We start from the raw sequence: 20,370 nt of genomic DNA, 5'->3' as shown, positions 1-20,370 counted from the left end.
CACCAGAAGCTGCCAGCCATGCAATAGAAAAGAAACATCAGAAAGCGGGCACGCACCGAGTAATGCGCGGCTCGATTTTCCAGAGTTGCTTTCCACCTCCCGGCGTCTCTGCGAAGCCCGCAGATCAACGGCAGAACAATACGATATTTCAAAGGTCAATGCTTGGATTTTGCGGCGGCGCTGGCCGCCACAAGCAGCAAGCAAAACGGAAAAGGCCATTCACATGATCAGTTCAACAGACCCGATGGCTCGCGTCCGCCAGCATGTTGAGGAAGCGCTGCTGGCGAAGGCTGGCGAAGATGCCGCCTTCCGCACCCTGCTGCTGAGCGATCCGCGCGCTGCCCTGAAGCAGCTGCTTGGCGTGGACCCGATCCCCTCGCTCAAGATCCGCGTCATCGAGGAACAGGCCGGGGAGGTCACCCTCGTCCTGCCCCGTGCGATTTCGCAGAAAGATCTGCCGGAGGAATTGCCGGATGAGCTTCTCGATTTTGCCTCTGGCGGCAATGCCAAGGAGTGCTGGTGGAAGTTCAACCAGTGGGCCTACAAGCAGGACTGGATGCCCTGAGAAAGCAATCTTCAAAGGAGAAGACCATGACGTATACGACGGTTCCCATGGCATCGGTACGCGCCCACATCGAGTCAGTGCTCATCGAAAAAGCGGCCTCTGACGCAACCTTCCGCGCTCTGCTGACAAGCAATCCTCACGCCGCTCTCCGCAAGCTGCTGGGCGTTGACACGCTCCCCTCGCTGAAGATCACCGTGATTGAAGAGCAGCCAGGCGAAATCACGCTCGTTCTGCCCCGGGCGATTGCGCAGGACGAGTTGCCGGACGAGCTGCTTGACTACGCCTCTGGCGGCGACGGCAAGCAATGCCTCCTCGGACGGACAGAGCCTATGATCGCGCGCTTCACCTAGTCCAGAAACAGCAAGGCAAGAATCCGGCGAGGGCCACCTGCAGCAGAAACTGCCGGGGGAACGCCTGAGGCATTGCGCACGCAAACCGGCCCTGCAGCCCTGAACTCACGCCCTGCAAGGAAAGACACCATGCCGCACATGACAGATACCATGGCAGCCGCCCGCGCCCACATCGAGGCTGCGCTGATCGAAAAGGCCACGTCTGACGCAGCCTTCCGCGCGCTGCTGACGAGCAACCCGCACGCCGCCATTCGCGAGCTGCTGGGCAATGATCCGATCCCGTCGCTGAAGATCACCGTTGTGGAAGAACAGGCCGGCGAGGTCACCCTCGTCCTGCCCCGTGCGATCGCCCAGGACGAACTGCCGGACGAAATCCTCGACTATGCCGCTGGCGGCAATGCGCAGGAATGCTGGAACCAGTTCAAGAACGACTGGCTCTTCGGCCGGTTCGACAAGAAGAAGTAACCACTCATCACTTGATCAGAAAGGATATTCAGATGACGTCCATGATCGAAGCCGTTGCCGGCGCCCGTGCCCACATTGAGGCTGCGCTCGTTGCCAGGGCAACCTCCGACACGGCCTTCCGCGAGCTGCTGAAGAGCAACCCGCATGCCGCCATCCGCGAGATGTTCGGCAATGATCCGATCCCCTCGATGAAGATCAGCGTCGTCGAGGAACAGGCCGGCGAAGTGCTTCTCGTGCTGCCGCGTTCCATCGCCGAAGACGAGCTGCCGGATGAACTGCTCGATTATGCCTCCGGTGGCAGCCTCGACAAATGCCTGCGGGATATCGGCTTCTTCAAGCCGATCGAAGGCCGCGGCCTCTGGTAATCAAGGAGAAGACCATGAGCGAAATCATCGCCTATCCATTCGAGAAAGCCCGCGCCCTGCTGGAGGCCGAACTTCGAGCCAAGGCACAATCAGACACAGCCTTCCGCGCTGCGCTTCTGAGCGATCCGCACGCAGCGCTCTTGGATCTGCTCGGCACGGATCCGGTGCCCAGCCTTGCAATCCGCGTTCTGGAAGAAACCGCAGGAGAGGTCGTGCTGGTTCTGCCGCGCCGCATCGAAGCGGATGAACTCCCGGACGAGCTGCTCGATTACGCTTCCGGCGGCGCCTACAAGGGCTGCAAAGGCGACGGCTGGACCCAGGACAAGCTGGGCCGCATCGGCATCGATCCTTTTTGACCAGATCATCTGCATGGAGGCCGGGACAGCCCGGCCTCCTTTCATGTCAAAGGTTCAGCCCGCTACATGAAGCCTTGAATTGAACAGCGGGCTGCGGCTCAGCTGCTTCAAGGCTTTTGCACCGGCCAGCACGCCAAGATCCACCAGCGGCTCCAGAATGATCACGGTCATGTAGGCCGCACCGAAGCTGGCTACGTCCGCCAGGTTCTCCGCAGAGAAGCCATGGCCATAGATGGCCCAGAAGGCCACCCAGGCGACGATGCCGCCCTGATAGGCGGTGGAAAGCGCCAGCGCCTGCGAATATTTCAGGTCCACATAAGGCGTCGACGGCGCAATGATTCGCTTTGCCAGCAGGCTGATGCCAAAGAGCGGCACCAGCAGCGTGGTGACATTCATGCCGTATTGCGGCAGGTCGAAGGGCGCAAAGAACAGCCCCTGGATCAGCAACCCGGCCGCAAGACCGATGGCGGCCGCCCCTGCCCCGAACAGCAGCAGCAGGGTCGAGCCGAGAATCAGATGCACCTCCGACACGCCCACGGGGTGATGCGGCAGCACCTCGAAGAAGCAGAACACAAGCGCAGTCGTCATGATGCTGCGCAGGAGAAGCGGAATGGCGCCGCCATTGGTCCGCAGGTCGTCAACGGCGAGTTTTGCCGCAAGCCCGAAAGCCGCTGCCGCCGTGCCATAGCTCAGGATGATCTTCGCGCCTTCAACGACGCCTTCTTCGATATGCATGCTCGTTCCTTTCTGCGCCCGCCGCGCATGGGACTGGGTGGGGCTTTGCGCCCGGTCATGTGATGGACAGGTATCCTGGCTCACGGTTCACTGCTTCGCCTGCCTTCCCAGCCTTTTGGGGCCAGTGGCATCGGGGCGTCGCTCGCCGTTTACAGTTGCGGGGGCAGCCGGGGAATCAGGCCTTGCCTCATGTGCAAGCCCTTCACCCCGTTCCCTGATTTTTGCCGCAGCAGACCTCGTCTGTGCAACCCATCAGCGGCACTCTAGCTCACGCGGAAACAATGCCAAAGCATTTGTGCAGGCGCGCAAGGCCTCCACACACCGGTAAAAAGTATGAGCCTGCCGCGGCAAAGCGCCGTGAAATCGCCCCCTTTGACAGATCATTTCACAAAGCCGTTATGCCGGAGTAGTTTAACCTGCCTTACGGACGGTCATGTTCCGGCCAAAGACCTGTGTGTGACGCAAGTCACGGACCCGGATGGCAAGGTTGGGACATGGTTCCGGCGGTTTAGATTTCAGTTCTCAATCTGGAGCTTCAAATGCGATCCTTTCTGATGCGCGGTGTCAGCGCTTCTGTCATGACCCTGGTGCTGGCCCACGGCGCACTGGCCTTCGAAGCGACCGGCAATGACATTGCCGACGCCTTCCTGACCCGTCTTGAAGCCGGGGAAGTCAAGGTTCTGTCGGTCGGCGGCGTCTCTGAGGATGGCAGCGAGGTCACCATTGAAGACGTCGCCCTCGAAGGCAAGACGCCGGATGACGGCACGGGCTCCATCGGCATCATCACGCTGACCAACGGTGTGGTGCAGGCTGACGGCACCATGACGCTGGACGGCCTCGCCTTCGAGGAAGCCTATCTGGAAGACAAGACGGGCACGGCCGTTTCGGTGGCCTCTTTCGTCGCCAGCGAGGTGGTCCTGCCCCCGGCCGACGGCTCCAAGTCCTTCGAGGATGTGGCCGATTACAAGAGCATCGAGGCCGAAGGCATCGAGATTACGGAAGGCGACAGCACCAAGGCGCGCCTGGAATCGGCCTATGCCGCCATCAACAGCCGCGAAGACAACCTGCCGACCTCGGGCGAACTGACCCTTTCCGGCCTGACCATGGCCGTATCGGAAATGGATGCCTCCTCGGCAAAGCAGCTGACCGATCTGGGTTACGAGACCGTCACCGCTGACCTTTCGACCGACTTCAAGTGGGATCCCGTGACCGGGGTTCTGGACCTGCAGAAGCTGGACATCACCGCCGCCGACATGGGCGGTGTTTCCCTCGCAGTCCAGATCGGCGGTTTCACCAAGGAAGTGGCCGAAAAACTGTCTGCCGCAAAGGACAACAGCGAAGAAGCCATGGCCATTCTCCAGGGGCTGACGGTCAATTCCATGCGCCTGCGCTTCGACAACGGCTCCATCGTCGACCGTCTGCTGGACCAGCAGGCCAAGACCGCCGGTTCGGACCGCGCCGCAGTCGTAAGCCAGCTCAAGACCGGCCTGCCGATGATGCTTGCCCTGCTCCAAAACCCGGAGTTCCAGGCCAAGGTAGCAACCGCCGCTGCCGAGTTCCTGGACAACCCGGTGTCGCTGCAGGCTGATGCCAAGCCGTCTGCACCGGTCTCCATCGCGCAGATCTTCGGAACGGCCGTCATGGCGCCGCAGGGCCTGCCGCAGATCCTCGGGATCGACGTAACGGCCAACAAGAAATAAGCGCCGTTTGACGGTCCCGCATCCGGCGATGGTCCCCCATCAACGGAACCATAGACCGGACGCCTGAATTCAGAACCAGCCAGCGCGGCGGTTTGACTGAACTGCCGCGCTTTGCATTTTCACAAAAGGAGGCCAAGCCTTGTTGCCGAACCCGATCTTCACCCGCTTCAGCGCCCGCACCGCCACGGTGGTGCTGGTCATGTCGCTGCCCTCGCACGCTTTTGCCAACCAGGCCAGCGTGCTGGTGGACCGCTGGATGGCGGATTTCACCAGCATGGGGGCTTCCGTTGCCAGCTATGAACGCGCCGAAGACGGTGCAACCGAGAATGACGTCACCATCCATGGCGTCAAGATCGAGTTCGCCATTCCGCTGCCCGGCGGCGAGGACAAGGTGGACGTGAAACTTGGCATCGATGCTGTTTCCTTCGAGGGCCTGACCGAGACGGACAAGGGCTACGAGGCCGCCAGGATTTCCGTGCCGGGAACAGCCCAGGCAGACGTTGAAATCCCCGGCAAGTTCTTCGACACGTCCTCACACCGGCAGACCACGCTGGAGATCCCGGACCCGGAAGACGAGACTGCGGATGCACCGGCAGACGGCGAAGCCGGGGAAAACGCCGAAGCTCCCGAGGCGGCCGCACCGGAGGCAAAGCCTGCCGAACCGGTGAGGATCATCCTCAGCCAGACCGGCTATGTGGCCGAAGGCATGGCCTGGAGCCGCATCCCCGATGTGCCGGAAGATCCGCAGCGCCCGGTGACCCGTTACTTCGACATTGCCCGCACGCTGCTGGACGGCAAGGGTGACCGCTATCACATCGAGACGATGACACTGGAGATGACCGGCCCGGACGGCATGAACCAGAAGACCGTCTACGAAGACTATGCGATGACCGGGTACAAGGACTTCCGGATCGACGAGTATTCGGTCGGCAAAACGGTCCAGACCCAGGACTTCATGCCCCTGGAACCCGGCGGCCAGATGGCCCAGATGACCATGACGATCGGCAAGCAGGTGGTGAAGGACATCGACTTCATGCCGCTGCTGACCCTGATCGGCCAGGGCTCCGACCCGAGCCGCTTGACCATCATGGGCAGCCAGACCGTTGAAGAGATGACCGTCAACGTCGCCAGCGTCGACGTCAAGATCGACAGCCTCACCGCGGATCCCATGAGCATCACCAAGGCGGAAACCCTGCCCCTTTGGCCTTATCTTGACCAGCTGGTGCTGGATGAAGATGCCGTTGACAGCGACGAGGCCGGCAAGGCCGCCCTCGCCTCGCTGCAGTTCTTCAAGGCCGACGGCATGACCGTCAATGGTGTCAGCTTCACCGCTCCGGACGTGAGCGGCGGTCTCGACAAGTTCGAGATGAAGGACATCAGCAGCAACGGCCTCGGCATTGTTGCCTTCGACGGCCTCAAGGTCGATGTGACGAAGCCGCAGGAAAAGGTCGAGATCAATCTGGGCCGCATCGCGGTGGGCGAAATCGACTTCCCGCTGATGGACTCCCTGGTGCGGATCTCCGTTGCCAGCATGAGCGGCATGGAGCCCTCCGTGCAGGACATTCTCGATGCCCGTCCGATCATCGGTCTGGCCGAGGTTCTGGGCGTTTCGGTCAAGGCGGCCGCCATCGGCGATCAGGAGATCGCTCTGGACACCTACCGCCAGACCGAGAAGGGCCACATCAACCGCATCCCGACCGAGGCTGGCCTTGTCATCAAGGGCCTGCGCTTCCCGGCGGCGATTGTGCCCGACCCGCAGTTCCAGGACCTGGCCGCGCGCCTCAACATCACCGAAGTGGTCATCGACCAGAACTTCGAAATGAACTGGGATGAAGCAACCGGTGACCTGACACTCAAGGACCTGAGCCTTGAGATGAAGGACGGTGGCAGGATCCACATGACCTTCACCATCGGCGGTATCCCGAAGGACATCTTCGAGAACCCGGAACTGGCGCAGCTGGCCCTGGCAACCGCCAGCATCAAGTCTGGCCGTATCGAAGCTGAAAATCTCGCTGTCCTGTCGGCCTTCATCGGCGTTCAGGCGGACGAGGCGGGCCTCACTCAGGAAGAGCTCGCCGCCGGCCTCGTCGACGCGATGGCGCAGGACATGGGCCCGCTCACCGGCACCCGCTTCGGCGAGGAACTGCTGGAGGCTGCCCGCACCTTTGCCGCCGACCCGAAGAACATCGTGATCGAAATGGCCCCGAAGGCACCGGTCCCGGTCACGCAGCTTCTGGGTGCAGGCGCCACCGCTCCGCAGACCCTTCCGGATCTGCTGGGTGCAAGCGCCACGGCCAAGTAACCCCCGTTCCCGGTGCGCCTCACGCATCGGGAACAGCACAGCTGACACAGCAAACAGAAACGCCGGGCAGAGGGATCTGCCCGGCGTTTCTGTTTTCCGGCCGCGCATTGCCAATCCGGCAGCTCCGGATCAGCTCACACCGCCATCACGTTGACAGGGTCAGTTCTCGTTACTTCACCATGACGGTGATACAGCCGGAGAGGCTCTTGCCCTTCACCTTGGGCGTCGTGTTCTTGGTGCAGAACTGATCTTCACCCTTGAAGTTGCGCGCAGGCGTATAGATCAACCCCTGCCCCTTCACCACCGACACCTTCCCGTTTTTCGGCTGCCGGGTGATGGTTACATCCGTGGCAGGTTCGCGTGTTTTCTTCACCTCGTCAATAAATCCGGGAAAACTGATTTTACAAACCTTGTCGGCGGAAGTCATTTCGAAGCTTCCCTTGCCATTTCCCGTTCCCCACCCGCGGCCGTTTGAACCACTACATTCTGCGTGAGCAGAAGCGGTAACTGCCACAAGGGCGAATGCTGCGATTGAAAGTCTGATAACGGGGCTCATCAGATGATTTCCTTTTCAGTATGACTGACAGGAACCATTGGTTTATTCTAGCCCCACCCAAGTCAATTGAAAAACCTGATAGCAACGGTAAAAGCGGAAAATTTCCGGATGTTTAGATTTTGAATTCAAACACTTGAGCTATTTCTTGGAGGGCAGGAATGGGCGAAGGGGAAGCTGACAACGGGCCTGAAATCGACAGATGGCACCTCTTGCTGGATGAACTGTGCAACCAGTCCGGTGATTATGACAATGCCCGTCTGGGTAGCGAGCTTTGCCGCCGCCTTGGCAAAAGAGAAGATACGCACTTCGAAACGGCCGTCAGGAACCTGCGCAACTGGCGCGCCGGCCGGCATATTCCCCGGCAGCGGAATTTCATGATTCTTTCCGAGTTGATGAATGTGCAGCGCAGCCCCGCCCTGCGCGCCCGGTGGAACGCTCTCTATGCCAAGGCGCGGGAGCTTGAGGACAAAACTGGCGGCAGCACCGGCAACGGCACGGATGACGAGCTTGAGAAGGACCAGGAGGCGTTCGAGGTTGGGCCGTTGCAGCCGGCCCCGCCTCCGGGCCTGGTACCGCCGGCCCTGGTGGCGGATATTTCTCTACGGCCAGCAAAACTGCGTGGAGCCGCTTTTGGTCTTCTGATGTTCCTGTGCGGGATCGGCGCCTCGGAGCTCTACAGGGCTGAGCCATGGCTCTGGTTTCACTCCGGCCCGGTTTACCCTCTCATCGTGCTGCGCCCGCATGTGTCCATGGCTGTGGGCGAAAGCATCGTCATTCACGGCGAGCGCGGCGACTGTGGCAAGCTGCCACCAGACTGGGAGTATGTGCTGACCCGCTTGCCCGTCAGCCGCATCGGCGATTTCTCGGACGGCGGGATCGTCAGACGCAACAGCAATTTCTGCAAGGGCGAGACACCTGCACGTGCCGTCGTCTTCACGGCGCGCCGAACCGGCGTGGAGGAGTTCCTGGTGCTGGGCGACGTGATGCGGGTCACTGTCACGGACGCACCGCTTTGACCGTTTGGTTAGGCCCGAAAGGACATCAGGCCTGCCACCACGCGTCACCCCTTCGCCGTCTCCCGGAACTGCAGATCGTAGAGCCTACGATAAACACCGTCATGGGCCAGAAGCGCTTCATGCGTGCCGGTTTCCACCACGCGGCCCCGGTCGAACACGGCGATGCAATCCGCATCGCGCACGGTGGAGAGGCGGTGGGCGATGACGAGCGTGGTGCGGCCCTGCATCAGCCGCTTCAGCGCACCCTGCACCTTGGCTTCCGATTCTGCATCCAGCGCCGAGGTCGCCTCGTCCAGCAGCAGAATCGGCGCGTCGCGCAGCATGGCACGGGCGATGGCGATGCGCTGGCGCTGTCCGCCGGAGAGCCGCCCCCCGCCCTCGCCCACCAGCGTGTCATAGCCCTGTTCCATCGCCTCGATGAACTCATGCGCATTGGCATCCACGGCCGCACGGATGATATCCGCATCCCCGGCACCGGGGCGGCCGAGGGCGATGTTGTCGCGGATGGAGAGATCGAAGAGGAAGGTATCCTGCGTCACCAGCGCGATCTGGTCGCGCAGGGAGGCAAGCGTCACCTGCCGGATGTCCTGTCCGTCGATGAGAATGCGCCCCGTATGAATGTCGTAGAACCGTTCCAGCAGCGAGAAGGTGGTGGACTTGCCGGCCCCCGAAGAGCCGACCAGCGCCGTTACCTTGCCAGCCTGCGCCACCAGGTCGAGCCCGGTCAGAACCGGTTTGTCGCCATAGGTGAAATGCACGCCCTCAAACCGAACCTCGCCCTTGCCGGTCTTCAGCTCAACGGCATCCGGCGCATCCTCGAAGGCGGGCGGGCGGTCCAGCATCTCGAACATGAGACGCACGCCAACCAGATTGGAGCTGAGGTTCACATGCAGACGGGCGAGACGCTTCACCGGCTCATAGGCGAGCAGCAGCGCGGTGATGAAGGAGAAGAACCCTCCCGGATCTTTACCCTGCTCTATGACGCTGAAACCGCCATAGAGAATGACCAGAGCGATGGCGAAACCGCCGAGTGTCTCCATCAAGGGCGAGGTGCGGGCCGTCAGCGCCGCAATGCGGTTGGCCCGGCGCTCCACATCGGTGATGGCCTTGTCCATCTCGGCGCGCATCCGGTCCTCGACGCGGAAGGCCTTGACCACGCGCACGCCGATCGCGGTTTCCTGCACGGCGGAGACGATCTTGGTGGTGGAGACGAACTGGGACTTGGCGTGCTTGCGCACCCGGCGCACCAGCAGCGACACACCGAAGACGGCCGGCGGCATGATCAGCAGCGCAATGGCGCTGAGGCCGGGGTCCTGAATGACCATGACGGCAACCAGGCCCACGACGCTCAACAGATCGCGGCCGAGCGACAGCACCACCATATCCAGCACGCTGCGGGCGGCCTGTGCATTGTGCGAAAGCCGCGTCGCCAGATCACCCAGCGGCGTGCGGTCGAAGAAGGCCATGTCCTGCCGGGTGATGGTGCGGAACAGGCGGCGCTGGCAATCGGCAACGATGGCATTGCCGATCCGGCTCATCGTCACCTGCTGGCCGTAGGTCGAGATCCCCTTCACCGCGAAGATGGCCATCACCGTAAAGGCAATCAGCCGGACCATGGACTGGTCACGGTTGACGAAGACCTCGTTGATCACGTCGCGCATGATCCAGGCGCTGGCAGCGGTCGAACCGGCCACGAGGCCCATGAACAGGAAGGACAGGAGATAGCCCGGCACATGGGCGCGGGCATTTTCGGAAACGAGACGCCGGATCACCTCATAGGTGCCGTCCGGGTCCTGAAACCAGGTCTTGACGCTCACGTTTCACGCCTCTGGTCTGCAGCGGCCTGCGCCCATTGCACAAGGATCACCGCCGGATAATACGGCTGCGCCCGCTTTTGGGCGGGCGCAGCATCAGATCACTTGGCCGGGAGGTTAAGCCGCAGATGCAGCTCCCGCAGCTGTTCGTTGCTGGGCGGCGTCGGCGCGCCCATCAGAAGGTCCTGCGCCTGCTGGTTCATCGGGAACAGCGAGACTTCGCGCAGGTTCTTTGCACCCACCAGCAGCATGATGATGCGGTCCACGCCAGCAGCCATGCCGCCATGCGGCGGTGCGCCATACTGGAAGGCGCGGTAGAGGCCGCCGAAACGCTCTTCCACGTTCGCAGCGCTGAGGCCGACCTTCTCGAAGGCCTTGACCATCAGCTCGGGCGACTGATTACGGATCGAGCCGGACGCAATCTCGAAGCCATTGCAGACCATGTCATACTGATAGGCCTTGATGGTGAGCGGGTCCTGGTTCTCCAGCGCCTCCATGCCGCCCTGCGGCATCGAGAAGGGGTTATGGGCGAAGTCGAGCTTCTTCTCGTCCTCGTTCCACTCATAGAACGGGAAGTCCACGATCCAGCACAGCTCGAACCGGTCACGGTCCACGAGGTTCAGATCCTCGCCTGCGCGGGTGCGTGCTTCTCCGGCAAACTTGTAGAACTTCACCGGATCACCGGCGACGAAGAAGGCGGCGTCACCGTCCTCAAGGCCGAGCTGCTGGCGGATCGCTTCGGTGCGCTCCTCGCCGATGTTCTTGGCAATGGGGCCAGCACCTTCCAGCACATCGCCTTCCTTGCGCCAGAAAATGTAGCCGAGGCCCGGCTGGCCCTGCCCCTGCGCCCAGGAGTTCATCCGGTCACAGAAGGCGCGGCTGCCGCCGGTCTTGGCCGGAATGGCCCAGACCTGGTTGCGCTCGTCTTCCAGCATACGGGCGAAGATCTTGAAGCCCGAACCGCGGAAGTGGTCGGACACCTCCTGCATGACGATCGGGTTGCGCAGATCCGGCTTGTCGGAGCCGAACATGCGGATCGAATCGTCATAGGCGATGCGGCGGAAGGTCTGCGTCACCGGCTTGCCTTCGGCAAATTCCTCGAAGATGCCGCGGATCACCGGTTCCATGGTGGTCCACACGTCTTCCTGCGTGACGAAGCTCATCTCCAGGTCGAGCTGGTAGAACTCGCCCGGCAGACGGTCGGCGCGCGGGTCCTCGTCGCGGAAGCAGGGGGCGATCTGGAAATAGCGGTCGAAGCCTGCCATCATCAGCAGCTGCTTGTACTGCTGCGGCGCCTGGGGCAGCGCGTAGAAGGTGCCCGGATGAATGCGGCTCGGCACCAGGAAGTCACGCGCGCCTTCCGGCGAGGAGGCGGTGAGGATCGGCGTCGAATATTCGGTGAAGCCGCCCTTGGTCATCTCGCGGCGCATGGCGGCGATGATCTGGGTGCGCTTGACGATGTTCTTGTGCAGCGTGTCGCGGCGCAGGTCGAGGAAGCGGTAGGTCAGGCGGACGTCTTCCGGATACTCCTGCTCGCCGAACACCGGCAGCGGCAGTTCCTTGGCAGCGCCCAGCACTTCCATGTCGCGGATGAACAGCTCGATCTCGCCGGTCGGCAGGCCAGTGTTCACCGTCTCTGCCGTGCGGGCCTTCACCTCGCCGTCGATGCGGATGCACCATTCGGAGCGGACGGTTTCCGCCAGCTTGAAGGCGGCGCTGTCCGGGTCAACCACGCACTGGGTGATGCCGTAATGGTCACGCAGGTCGATGAAAAGAAGCCCGCCATGATCGCGCACGCGGTGAACCCAGCCCGACAGGCGAACGGTTTCCCCAACGTGGCTCGCGCGCAATTGGCCGCAAGTGTGGCTCCGGTAGCGGTGCATGCAGTCCTCGACAATCTCGGCAATGAACAAGGAGCGCGCCCCGCAAAAGGGCACGCAATCGTGCGAGCGACAAGCCACGTTGTGCCGCCAAAGTCAAGACGCAGGCGGGTTTCCTCCCCCGTTCCAGCCCTTCCGGGGCATGCCGTGCCACGGCCTTGCGCGCCGACCGATCACTTTCCGTGAAGTGTCCATTCACCTCGTGAACTGTTTTCACCGGCAAACGCAGAGTACAACGGGATACAAGGGAATTGCAGGCGGCCTGCGGCCTTTGAGTCGGGGCCGGCACCGCCGCACACAGAACTGACCAGAGGTCCAAGAGCGCAGCAGCAAGGCGCCGGCCCGCAATCGCAACGCGCCTTCCAGAGAAACCGATGTCAACGATCCGCCCGCTCATTCCCCTGCTTGCCACCGCCGGCATTCTCATCGGCGGCAACGGGCTGCAGGGAACCTTCATCTCGCTGCGCGCGCTGGAGGAAGGCTTTTCGCCGCAGACCATCGGCGTCATCGGCACGGGCTACAACATCGGTTTTGCCGTGGGCTGCATCTACATCACCCGGATCATCCGGGCCATCGGCCACATCCGCGCCTTCTGCGCCCTGGCAGCGATCGCCGCCGCCGCCTCCATGCTGATGCTGCTCTATATCGCGCCCCTGCCCTGGTTCCTGATGCGCCTCGTTCAGGGCCTGTGCATCGCCGGACTGTTTGCCGTGGTGGAAAGCTGGCTCAATGCGCGCGTCACCAATGCCAACCGCGCCCGCACGCTTTCCATCTACCGCTTTGTCGATCTGGGCGCGGTAACCTTGGGCCAGTACATCATCCCGGCGGTCGGCGTCAGCGGTTTCGAGCTGTTCGTCATCATCGCGATGACGCTGACGCTCTCGCTGGTGCCGATCTCCCTCACCGACCGCACCAGCCCGGCGGTGCCCGAACATGTGCGCTTCGATGTGCGGGTGCTGTGGCGTGTCTCGCCCCTGGCGACCATCGGCTGCATCGTTGTCGGCTTCACCAACGCCAGCTTCCGCTCGCTTGGCCCCGTCTATGCGGACGGCATCGGCATGACGGTCACCTCCATCGCCACCTTCATGAGCGCGGGCATCTTTGCCGGTGTGGTGCTGCAATATCCGCTGGGGCATTATTCGGACAAGCTGGACCGGCGGCTGATCATCCTCATCGCCACTTTCGGCTCCTTCGTCTCCGGCATTTTCCTGGCGCAGGTGGCGGGCGAAAGTGTCTGGCTCAACTATCTGGGCATCTTCGCCTTCGGTGCATTCGCCATGCCGCTCTATTCCCTGTGCTCGGCCCACGCCAATGACCACGCAGCCCCCGGTCAGCATGCGCTTGTCTCGGCCGGAACCCTGTTCTTCTGGTCGGTCGGAGCCATCGCCGGCCCGCTCTTTGCCTCCATGCTGATGGGCCGTTACGGGCCGCATTCCCTCTTCTGGTACACCGCCGCCGTGCAGGGGCTATTCATGGTCTACACGGTGATGCGGATGATGCAGCGCGAAGGCGTTCCGGCCGAAGGCCGCCGCAGCCGCTTCCGCTCCCTCCTGCGCACCTCCGCCTTCTTCGCCAAGCTGGCAGGATCGGGAAACGCAAAGGAAAAGCCGTGAGGAAGTGTATCCTCACGGCGTCGCCCCGGCCAAGCGCAGCGCGAGCCGGGGACCACTCGTTCGTAGAGTGATGAGAATTGTTTCCGCAGCTCAAATTGGCCTGAGTGGAGCTTACCGCAGAGCCCGGAACAACGGCCCTTTCCCGGCAAACAGTTTCCCGCCGCCGTTTTTCTCTGCACACACCCGCTCTCCTCCCGAAAACGTGACGAAACAGGCAGATCCCATTTCCGTTTTCTGGCGTAATCTCATCATGTTCCACACGCGAGGAGACGCGCCATGAACAAGGTGGCCAGAAGGGTGATGTGGGGGGTGATGTGGGTTCTATGCGGAAGTCTGGGCCTTGTGCTGTCCCCGGACCCGGCAGCGCAGAGGCTCGGGCCTCAGGCGGTTCAGGCCGAAGAGGCCTCGGGCCAGGAGTTCCGCCAGCTCATCCAGCAGCAGATGCAGGCCTTCCGGCGCAATGACGCTGCGGGGGCATTTTCATTTGCCACACCCGGATTGCAGCAGCAGTTCATGACGCCGGACATCTTCATCAACATGGTGAAAGAGGTCTACATGCCGGTCTACCGGCCGAAGAGCGTCAGCTTCGGCAAGCTGCGCCAGACCAAGAACGGCCCCGTTCAGGAGGTCTTCGTCACCGGTCCCGATGGGGATGACTGGCTGGCGCTTTATTCCTTCGCACAGCGGGAAGACGGCACCTGGGGCATCTCCGGCTGCATCCTGCGCAAGGACAAGGGCTTTCAGGCCTGAAGGTCCTCCTCCTCCCACACCGCTCCGGCATAAAATCCCAAGACTGAGCCGGGAGGATGCAAAGGTCGCGGGCTGCAGAAGTGAGAGCACAGCCGCAAGGCCTACGCGGCGTCACCCCGGGCGAAGCGAAGCGCAGACCCGGGGCCTACTCGCTTGCACAGCATTAAGTTGAGTTGCAAGGGGCGCGGCAAGCGCATGGGGCCATCCGCGCTGTACTTCGGCGAACTTGGCAACAATTCTCTGCGAACGAGTGGTCCCCGGCTCAAGGCCGGGGTGACGCGGAGAGAATGGCAACACCAGAACAAGACGGAGGTGCTGCACGCAACAATAGATTCCCGCGCGCCCTGACTGCTCGGGAGTGTTTCGGCAGGCAGCGAGCCACGCCATCCCATCACAGCGGCGGCAGGTCGCCCCTGGCCCAGCCTTCCTTAACGATGAGGCGGTGATCCTCGAAGCGGCCAGCCTCGATGGCATCGCGCATGCCCTGCATGAGCTGTTGATAGTAAGCGAGGTTGTTCCAGGTCAGCAGCATGGCAGCCAGCCCCTCGCCCGCCTTCACCAGATGATGCAGATAGGCGCGGGAATAGTCGCGCGCGGCCGGGCAATCGCTTTCCTCGTCCAGCGGACGCGGATCATCGGCGTGGCGGGCGTTCTTCAGGTTGATCTTGCCCCGGCGGGTGAAGGCAAGGCCATGTCGGCCGGCGCGGGTCGGCATCACGCAGTCGAACTGGTCGATGCCGCGCGCAACGCTTTCCAGAATATCGTCCGGCGTGCCGACGCCCATCAGATAGCGTGGCTTGTCCACCGGCATCACCGGCGTGGTGACTTCCAGCATGCGCAGCATCACGTCCTGCGGCTCACCCACTGCAAGGCCGCCGACCGAATAGCCCTCGAACGGCATGGCCGCGAGGCTTTCGGCGGAGCGGATGCGCAGATGCGGCACGTCACCGCCCTGCACGATGCCATAGAGCCCCTGCCCCTTTTCAACGCCGCCCATGGCCTCGAACTTGGCGCGCGAGCGCTCGGCCCAGCGGAGCGACAGCTCCATCGCCCGCTGCACTTCCTTTTCGGGCGCCGGCAGGCCGATGCATTCGTCCAGCTGCATCTGGATGTCGGATCCGAGCAGCCCCTGAATTTCAACGGAACGCTCCGGCGTGAGGTGATAGCGCTGGCCGTCGATATGGCTCTGGAACTTCACGCCCGTCTCGTCCAGCTTGCGAAGTTGCGCCAGCGACATGACCTGAAAGCCACCCGAGTCGGTCAGGATCGTGTGCGGCCACTTCATGAAGTGATGCAGCCCGCCAAGACGCGCTACGCGCTCGGCACCGGGGCGCAGCATCAGGTGATAGGTGTTGCCCAGCACCACATCGGCGCCAAGCGCGCGCACCTGATCGGTGTACATGGCCTTGACGGTCGCCTGCGTGCCCACGGGCATAAAGGCAGGCGTGCGCACGAGGCCGTGCGGCGTGGTGATCTCCCCGCGCCGGGCCATGCCATCGGTCGCAAGCAGGCGGAAGGAGAAGCGCTGGGTGTCACCGGTCATCGGTCGATCTCGTCCTGGGCGGCGATGCTTCCGGCAGCGGGAAACAGCAGCGAGCTGTCGCCATAGCTGTAGAACCGGTAGCCGTCGGCAATCGCATGGGCATAGGCCGCGCGCATGGTCTCGAGGCCGCTGAGGGCGGACACCAGCATGAACAGCGTCGAGCGCGGCAGGTGGAAATTGGTCATCAGCGCATCAATGGCGCGGAAGCGATAGCCCGGCGTGATGAAGATGCGCGTTTCGCCCCGGAAGGCGGCAAGGCCGCCGGGCCCTTGCGCGGCGCTCTCCAGAATGCGCAGCGAGGTGGTGCCGACGGCAACCACCTTGTTGCCCCGCGCCCGCACCGCCTTCAGCGCCGCAGCGGTTTCACCGGAAATCTCGCCCCACTCGGCGTGCATCTCGTGCTCGTCCGTGTCATCGGCCTTCACCGGCAGAAAGGTGCCGGCGCCCACATGCAGCGTCACCGTGTGGCGCTCGATGCCGCGCGCATCCAGCATCTCGAACAGACGCGGGGTGAAATGGAGGCCCGCAGTCGGCGCGGCGACGGCGCCTTCTTTTTCCGCATAGATGGTCTGATAGTCCTCCCGGTCCTGCGCATCCTCGCCGCGCTTGGCCGCGATATAGGGCGGCAGCGGAATGTGGCCGGTGGCGTGAATGGCCGCGTCAAGATCGGGGCCCGAAAGATCGAAGACGAAGAGCACCTCGCCCGTGTCCTTCTTCTCCGCCACGGTCGCGTCCAGCACACCTGCCATGCAGGCCATGCCTTCGCTTTGCGAGCCAAAGCGCACCCGGTCGCCCGGAACCAGCTTCTTGGCCGGGCGGACGAAGGCCCACCAGCGGTCAGCACCGGCGCGCAGATGCAGCGTGGCGCCGATGGTGGCGATGGCCTCACCGCGCTGGCGCGTGCCTTCCAGCTGCGCCGGGATCACCTTGGTGTTGTTGAAGACAAGCGCGTCGCCCTGCTGCAGCAGCGCGGGCAGATCGAGAACGCCCCGGTCCTCCAGCACAGGCCCGCCCTGCGGGCGCACCAGCAGCATGCGCGCCATGTCGCGCGGCCGGGCGGGCCTCAGGGCAATACGCTCAGGCGGCAGGTCGAAGTCGAAATCGTCAACGCGCATGGGTGCGGGGTCCTGGGATCAAACGGCATCCCGCCGGGGGCTGCGTGACAGTCAGAGGTCCCAGCCACGGTTCTGGAACACCAGCCGGTGCCCGTCCGGATCCTCGAATGTCATGCCTGCTTCGGCCCAATAGGGATTTTCCGGCGGCACAGGCTGATAACCGCTTGCCTGCATCCGGTCAACGCTGGCGGTCCACAAGCTCTTGTCCGGCAGGTAGAGCACCAGCAGGCTTTCCTTGTCCGTGCAACGCGGCACCGTCAGCCCCTCGCGCATGAACAGGGCGAGATGCCAGGGCGCATGCGCGGCTCCGGCAATGAAACCGCTGTACCCCGCATTGCCGGCAAACCGCGTCAGCACGGCAAGCCCGGCAGCATCGCAATAGAAATGCTCAAGGGCAGCAAGATTGCTTGCTGCCCTTGCAACTCTCAGCACCGGATAAGAAGAGGCCGGTGCGCTGATCATGTCAGGCGTCCGCCGCAACCTTCAGCGACACGATGCTGTCCGGGTCACGGACCGGCTCGCCGCGCTTGATCTGGTCGACGTTTTCCATGCCGGAGATCACCTCGCCCCAGACGGTGTACTGGCCGTCGAGCCAGGGCGCGTCGGTGAAGCAGATGAAGAACTGGCTGTCGCCGGAGTTCGGGTCCATGGCGCGGGCCATGGAGCAGGTGCCGCGCTTGTGCTTCTCCTTGGAGAACTCAGCCTTCAGCTTCTGGCCCGAGCCGCCGGTGCCGGAGCCGTGCGGGCAGCCGGTCTGGGCCATGAAGCCCTCGATCACGCGGTGGAAGACGATGCCGTTGTAAAAGCCCTCGCGGACCAGTTCCTTGATGCGGGCCACGTGGTTCGGCGCAAGGTCCGGACGCATTTCAATGACCACGGCTCCCTTGGTCGTTTCCATCAGGAGCGTGTTTTCGCTGTCCTTGTAGTCTGCCACTTGGATCTCCAGTTCGGATGCTTGTGTATGAACGGGTTTTAGCCTGCGCAGCGCCGCGGTCAACCCGCGTCGGCAGCAACCGTCATCTTGATGATCTTGTCCGGGTTGGCGGGCGGCTCGCCCTTGGCAATCTTGTCGACGAATTCCATGCCTTCGACCACTTCGCCCCAGACCGTATACTGGCCGTTCAGCCAGTCACCATCAGCGAACATGATGAAGAACTGCGAATTGGCACTGTTGGGCGAGGCGGCGCGGGCCATGCCGAGCGTGCCGCGCTTGAACGGTGTGCGGGAAAACTCGGCCGCCAGATCCGGCTCCTCCGATCCGCCCATGCCGGTGCCGGTGGGGTCACCCGTCTGGGCCATGAATCCGTCGATGACGCGGTGGAAGACGTGGCCGTCATAAAAGCCTGCGCGGGTCAGCTTCTTGATTCGCTCCACATGATTGGGCGCAAGGTCCGGACGCAGGCGGATGACGACGCGGCCATCCTTCAGATCCAGATAGAGGGTGTTCTGGGGGTCGAGGGTCTGCGCCTGCGGCATCGCGGGGGCGAGGACGAGCGACATGATGACCGCAAGGCAAGCAAAAAGGCGTTTCACGCGATGCTCCTGATACAACAAAAAAGCTGGAACGGCTGACGGATCAGCCCTTTTCCGCAGCCCGGGCCGCAAGCGGGCCTGCGACCGGTGCCGGGACAAAGGGAGTGATATCACCGCCCATGCGCGCGATCTGACGCACAAGCGTGGCAGTGATGTGACGCACCCCCGGTGAGGCGGGAAGAAAAACGGTATGAACATCAGGCACCATGGTGCCGTTCATGCCCGCCATCTGCATCTCGTAGTCGAAATCCGTGCCGTCACGCAGGCCGCGAATGAGCAGGGAGGCGCCCTCGGCCTTCGCCGTTTCCACCACCAGACCGCTGAAGGACAGCACGGACACCCGCTCCCCGGCCCCTGCCCCGAGCCTGTCTGCCACACAGGCGCGGATCAGATCCGCCCGTTCCTCGAAGGAGAACATCGGCGTCTTGCCGGGGTGGACACCAATGGCAACGATCACCTTGTCCGCAAGGCTGAGCGCCTGGGCAAGCACGTCGAGATGGCCGTTGGTAATGGGATCGAAGGATCCGGCGTAAAGGGCGGTACGTGTCATGGCAAAGTGATAGCGCCCTTGCGGCGGCCGGGCAAGCGCTCCGGCACAGCTGCGCCGTTCCCGCGCAAGGCCGCGAAACCGGAGCGGCAATCACTGAACATAGTTTCAACATGTTCACATAACGTTGACAATTTGTTTAGCCAGCTTGGCTGGACACAGAGCCCGAACAGGCCCATATCCGGCTCATCATGAACACCACATTCCTCTCCTCCCTGAGAGACGGGCTCTCTTCGCGCGTCTCAACTCCTGTTGCTTTCTGGCTGGCGGCGCTGGCCGGACTTGTCCTCCTCATGGGCGCGGGCATTGCCCGTATCGACACGATCGCAGCCCCTCTGCCCCCTCATGCGCTGACACCCGGCAAGCCGGCCGTGAAGGATCCCCATGGCTGCGCCGAACTGAGGTTCCTGAAGGAAGAGCCGGCCTGTTCCTACCGCGCCCGCGACGACAAGCCGCGCAATGGCGGCCCGGCTCTCTGAATTCTGGCTCTCTGAATTCTGCCCCCCTTATTCTTGCCCTCTGATCCAGACAGCAGGCCGCCGCATCTGGCATGACCAAAGGTAAGTTTTGGCATGATCGTGGCGGCCAGCCGCTCATTTCGTGTCATCTTGTGATACCCATCACGGAACCAAAGCCGTTTTTGAGGTGTTATGCTCTCACAACCTGACCAGATGGCAGGAGAGAGCCAGATGACGACGCAGCACAGCTTTACACCGCATGTTTCCGATACCGCCAGCTTCAACATTGCCAAGTTGAGCTTTGCAGGAGTTGCCGGACTTTTTGCGCTGGCCATCCTCGGCGTCTTTGCCTCCGTGGCGCTGGCCTTCGCCCAGTTCGAAACCACCCAGACCGTTCAGGCCACCAAGGGCAACCGGATCGAAGCAAGTCTTCCCTCCGCCTGCGATGGTCAGAGCTGGGGCAACTGGTCCGCCGCCTGCCTTGCCACCCTCAACGGCGAGCGCACGGTCCGCACCATCTCCACCACCACCACGGTGGAACAGCGCCCCGGCGGCCCGGTCTCGGTCCTCGTGCGGACCCCGGTCGAAGGCTGATCCCCACCCCCGACCTCCTCCCTCCCCCAAACTTCCCCCCGCGACTGAAGGCGGATGAGAGCAGCAGCCTCATCCGCCTTTTTTTCTGTTTGGGGATGGGGGTATGGGCTGAA

At 62.8% G+C, this 20,370-nt stretch carries 22 protein-coding genes and 1 riboswitch; of the genes, 12 read left to right on the top strand and 10 right to left on the bottom strand.

The genetic code is table 11. The annotated features are described in order from the left end of the window. Positions 1-223 precede the first annotated feature (223 nt). From IF10I1_RS15170 to IF10I1_RS15150, 5 genes are all read left to right on the top strand, one after another. Positions 224-565, top strand: a complete 342-nt coding sequence (locus tag IF10I1_RS15170) for an NHLP leader peptide family RiPP precursor (RefSeq protein ID WP_208977426.1) — start codon at positions 224-226, stop codon at positions 563-565. Between the two features lie 26 nt (positions 566-591). After that, positions 592-915, top strand: a complete 324-nt coding sequence (locus IF10I1_RS15165; RefSeq protein WP_186393419.1) for an NHLP leader peptide family RiPP precursor — start codon at positions 592-594, stop codon at positions 913-915. A gap of 129 nt (positions 916-1,044) precedes the next feature. Further along, on the top strand, positions 1,045-1,380 hold the full coding sequence (locus IF10I1_RS15160; RefSeq protein WP_186393418.1) for an NHLP leader peptide family RiPP precursor: 336 nt from the start codon (positions 1,045-1,047) through the stop codon (positions 1,378-1,380). 32 nt (positions 1,381-1,412) lie between these two features. Beyond that, positions 1,413-1,745: an NHLP leader peptide family natural product precursor gene (locus IF10I1_RS15155; protein WP_186393417.1), complete on the top strand. Its 333-nt coding sequence runs from the start codon at positions 1,413-1,415 to the stop codon at positions 1,743-1,745. A 14-nt stretch (positions 1,746-1,759) separates the two neighbouring features. After that, positions 1,760-2,101, top strand: a complete 342-nt coding sequence (locus IF10I1_RS15150) for an NHLP leader peptide family natural product precursor (RefSeq protein ID WP_186393416.1) — start codon at positions 1,760-1,762, stop codon at positions 2,099-2,101. A 54-nt stretch (positions 2,102-2,155) separates the two neighbouring features. Here the strand turns inward: IF10I1_RS15150 and IF10I1_RS15145 are convergent, their stop codons facing one another. Beyond that, a complete protein-coding gene (locus IF10I1_RS15145; protein ID WP_186393415.1) occupies positions 2,156-2,836 on the bottom strand; it encodes an energy-coupling factor ABC transporter permease in 681 nt (226 codons plus the stop codon). 46 nt (positions 2,837-2,882) lie between these two features. Next, positions 2,883-3,105, bottom strand: a riboswitch (cobalamin riboswitch). Positions 3,106-3,375: 270 nt separating this feature from the next. Between IF10I1_RS15145 and IF10I1_RS15140 the strand changes: the two genes are divergently transcribed. Together IF10I1_RS15140 and IF10I1_RS15135 are read left to right on the top strand one after the other, a co-directional pair. Beyond that, positions 3,376-4,536 carry a hypothetical protein gene (locus tag IF10I1_RS15140; protein WP_050471467.1) on the top strand — a complete coding sequence of 387 codons (1,161 nt, stop codon included), beginning with the start codon at positions 3,376-3,378 and terminating at the stop codon, positions 4,534-4,536. A 139-nt stretch (positions 4,537-4,675) separates the two neighbouring features. Continuing rightward, positions 4,676-6,838: a hypothetical protein gene (locus tag IF10I1_RS15135; RefSeq protein WP_186393414.1), complete on the top strand. Its 2,163-nt coding sequence runs from the start codon at positions 4,676-4,678 to the stop codon at positions 6,836-6,838. A 169-nt stretch (positions 6,839-7,007) separates the two neighbouring features. Here the strand turns inward: IF10I1_RS15135 and IF10I1_RS15130 are convergent, their stop codons facing one another. Then, the gene (locus IF10I1_RS15130; RefSeq protein WP_050471465.1) at positions 7,008-7,394 is read right to left on the bottom strand and encodes an Ig-like domain-containing protein; all 387 of its coding nucleotides are present in this window, start codon (positions 7,392-7,394) and stop codon (positions 7,008-7,010) included. A gap of 158 nt (positions 7,395-7,552) precedes the next feature. On the opposite strand from IF10I1_RS15130, the gene IF10I1_RS15125 reads away from it, so the two are divergent. After that, positions 7,553-8,410, top strand: a complete 858-nt coding sequence (locus IF10I1_RS15125) for a hypothetical protein (RefSeq protein WP_050471464.1) — start codon at positions 7,553-7,555, stop codon at positions 8,408-8,410. Between the two features lie 44 nt (positions 8,411-8,454). Here IF10I1_RS15125 and IF10I1_RS15120 read toward each other — a convergent pair whose 3' ends face one another. Both IF10I1_RS15120 and aspS read right to left on the bottom strand, forming a co-directional pair. Continuing rightward, positions 8,455-10,227: an ABC transporter ATP-binding protein gene (locus IF10I1_RS15120; RefSeq protein ID WP_186393412.1), complete on the bottom strand. Its 1,773-nt coding sequence runs from the start codon at positions 10,225-10,227 to the stop codon at positions 8,455-8,457. A 98-nt stretch (positions 10,228-10,325) separates the two neighbouring features. Continuing rightward, on the bottom strand, positions 10,326-12,107 hold the full coding sequence (gene aspS, locus IF10I1_RS15115) for an aspartate--tRNA ligase (RefSeq protein WP_186393991.1): 1,782 nt from the start codon (positions 12,105-12,107) through the stop codon (positions 10,326-10,328). A 371-nt stretch (positions 12,108-12,478) separates the two neighbouring features. On the opposite strand from aspS, the gene IF10I1_RS15110 reads away from it, so the two are divergent. Together IF10I1_RS15110 and IF10I1_RS15105 are read left to right on the top strand one after the other, a co-directional pair. Then, positions 12,479-13,717 (top strand): MFS transporter, encoded by a 1,239-nt coding sequence (locus IF10I1_RS15110; protein WP_186393411.1) that lies wholly within the window; start codon positions 12,479-12,481, stop codon positions 13,715-13,717. 276 nt (positions 13,718-13,993) lie between these two features. Beyond that, positions 13,994-14,467, top strand: coding sequence for a DUF4864 domain-containing protein (locus IF10I1_RS15105; RefSeq protein WP_208977427.1), 474 nt, complete (start codon positions 13,994-13,996; stop codon positions 14,465-14,467). 391 nt (positions 14,468-14,858) lie between these two features. Here the strand turns inward: IF10I1_RS15105 and tgt are convergent, their stop codons facing one another. The 6 genes from tgt to coaD form a co-directional block, all read right to left on the bottom strand. Beyond that, positions 14,859-16,010 (bottom strand): tRNA guanosine(34) transglycosylase Tgt, encoded by a 1,152-nt coding sequence (gene tgt, locus IF10I1_RS15100; RefSeq protein ID WP_186393410.1) that lies wholly within the window; start codon positions 16,008-16,010, stop codon positions 14,859-14,861. Beyond that, positions 16,007-17,125 carry a tRNA preQ1(34) S-adenosylmethionine ribosyltransferase-isomerase QueA gene (gene queA / locus IF10I1_RS15095; protein WP_186393409.1) on the bottom strand — a complete coding sequence of 373 codons (1,119 nt, stop codon included), beginning with the start codon at positions 17,123-17,125 and terminating at the stop codon, positions 16,007-16,009. The genes tgt and queA overlap by 4 nt, the downstream gene beginning before the upstream one ends. A 51-nt stretch (positions 17,126-17,176) precedes the next feature. Continuing rightward, positions 17,177-17,587: a VOC family protein gene (locus IF10I1_RS22865; RefSeq protein ID WP_200901679.1), complete on the bottom strand. Its 411-nt coding sequence runs from the start codon at positions 17,585-17,587 to the stop codon at positions 17,177-17,179. A gap of 1 nt (position 17,588) precedes the next feature. After that, positions 17,589-18,023, bottom strand: coding sequence for a peptidylprolyl isomerase (locus IF10I1_RS15085; protein WP_208977498.1), 435 nt, complete (start codon positions 18,021-18,023; stop codon positions 17,589-17,591). Positions 18,024-18,118: 95 nt separating this feature from the next. Next, entirely contained in the window at positions 18,119-18,601 is a 483-nt protein-coding gene (locus tag IF10I1_RS15080; RefSeq protein WP_050471842.1) for a peptidylprolyl isomerase, read from the bottom strand. A 100-nt stretch (positions 18,602-18,701) separates the two neighbouring features. Continuing rightward, the gene (gene coaD / locus IF10I1_RS15075; protein ID WP_186393408.1) at positions 18,702-19,208 is read right to left on the bottom strand and encodes a pantetheine-phosphate adenylyltransferase; all 507 of its coding nucleotides are present in this window, start codon (positions 19,206-19,208) and stop codon (positions 18,702-18,704) included. Between the two features lie 188 nt (positions 19,209-19,396). Between coaD and IF10I1_RS15070 the strand changes: the two genes are divergently transcribed. Further along, entirely contained in the window at positions 19,397-19,684 is a 288-nt protein-coding gene (locus IF10I1_RS15070) for a hypothetical protein (RefSeq protein ID WP_152967457.1), read from the top strand. Positions 19,685-19,894: 210 nt separating this feature from the next. After that, entirely contained in the window at positions 19,895-20,257 is a 363-nt protein-coding gene (locus tag IF10I1_RS15065; RefSeq protein ID WP_122520129.1) for a hypothetical protein, read from the top strand. Positions 20,258-20,370: the final 113 nt, after the last annotated feature.

This window comes from Pannonibacter sp. I15F10I1 (assembly GCF_900185665.1).
Lineage (GTDB): Bacteria > Pseudomonadota > Alphaproteobacteria > Rhizobiales > Stappiaceae > Pannonibacter > Pannonibacter indicus.
Note: the sequence above shows the minus strand (reverse complement) of the source record. Positions and strands in the feature narration are given on the sequence as shown.

Bases quoted from the DNA above. Each gene is read 5' to 3' on its own strand.
- IF10I1_RS15170 (WP_208977426.1), top strand. From the start codon at position 224: ATGATCAGTTCAACAGACCCGATGGCTCGCGTCCGCCAGCATGTTGAG.
- IF10I1_RS15165 (WP_186393419.1), top strand. From the start codon at position 592: ATGACGTATACGACGGTTCCCATGGCATCGGTACGCGCCCACATCGAG.
- IF10I1_RS15160 (WP_186393418.1), top strand. From the start codon at position 1,045: ATGCCGCACATGACAGATACCATGGCAGCCGCCCGCGCCCACATCGAG.
- IF10I1_RS15155 (WP_186393417.1), top strand. From the start codon at position 1,413: ATGACGTCCATGATCGAAGCCGTTGCCGGCGCCCGTGCCCACATTGAG.
- IF10I1_RS15150 (WP_186393416.1), top strand. From the start codon at position 1,760: ATGAGCGAAATCATCGCCTATCCATTCGAGAAAGCCCGCGCCCTGCTG.
- IF10I1_RS15145 (WP_186393415.1), bottom strand. From the start codon at position 2,836: ATGCATATCGAAGAAGGCGTCGTTGAAGGCGCGAAGATCATCCTGAGC.
- IF10I1_RS15140 (WP_050471467.1), top strand. From the start codon at position 3,376: ATGCGATCCTTTCTGATGCGCGGTGTCAGCGCTTCTGTCATGACCCTG.
- IF10I1_RS15130 (WP_050471465.1), bottom strand. From the start codon at position 7,394: ATGAGCCCCGTTATCAGACTTTCAATCGCAGCATTCGCCCTTGTGGCA.
- IF10I1_RS15125 (WP_050471464.1), top strand. From the start codon at position 7,553: ATGGGCGAAGGGGAAGCTGACAACGGGCCTGAAATCGACAGATGGCAC.
- aspS (WP_186393991.1), bottom strand. From the start codon at position 12,107: ATGCACCGCTACCGGAGCCACACTTGCGGCCAATTGCGCGCGAGCCAC.
- IF10I1_RS15110 (WP_186393411.1), top strand. From the start codon at position 12,479: ATGTCAACGATCCGCCCGCTCATTCCCCTGCTTGCCACCGCCGGCATT.
- IF10I1_RS15105 (WP_208977427.1), top strand. From the start codon at position 13,994: ATGAACAAGGTGGCCAGAAGGGTGATGTGGGGGGTGATGTGGGTTCTA.
- tgt (WP_186393410.1), bottom strand. From the start codon at position 16,010: ATGACCGGTGACACCCAGCGCTTCTCCTTCCGCCTGCTTGCGACCGAT.
- queA (WP_186393409.1), bottom strand. From the start codon at position 17,125: ATGCGCGTTGACGATTTCGACTTCGACCTGCCGCCTGAGCGTATTGCC.
- IF10I1_RS22865 (WP_200901679.1), bottom strand. From the start codon at position 17,587: ATGATCAGCGCACCGGCCTCTTCTTATCCGGTGCTGAGAGTTGCAAGG.
- IF10I1_RS15085 (WP_208977498.1), bottom strand. From the start codon at position 18,023: ATGGAAACGACCAAGGGAGCCGTGGTCATTGAAATGCGTCCGGACCTT.
- IF10I1_RS15080 (WP_050471842.1), bottom strand. From the start codon at position 18,601: ATGCCGCAGGCGCAGACCCTCGACCCCCAGAACACCCTCTATCTGGAT.
- coaD (WP_186393408.1), bottom strand. From the start codon at position 19,208: ATGACACGTACCGCCCTTTACGCCGGATCCTTCGATCCCATTACCAAC.
- IF10I1_RS15070 (WP_152967457.1), top strand. From the start codon at position 19,397: ATGAACACCACATTCCTCTCCTCCCTGAGAGACGGGCTCTCTTCGCGC.
- IF10I1_RS15065 (WP_122520129.1), top strand. From the start codon at position 19,895: ATGACGACGCAGCACAGCTTTACACCGCATGTTTCCGATACCGCCAGC.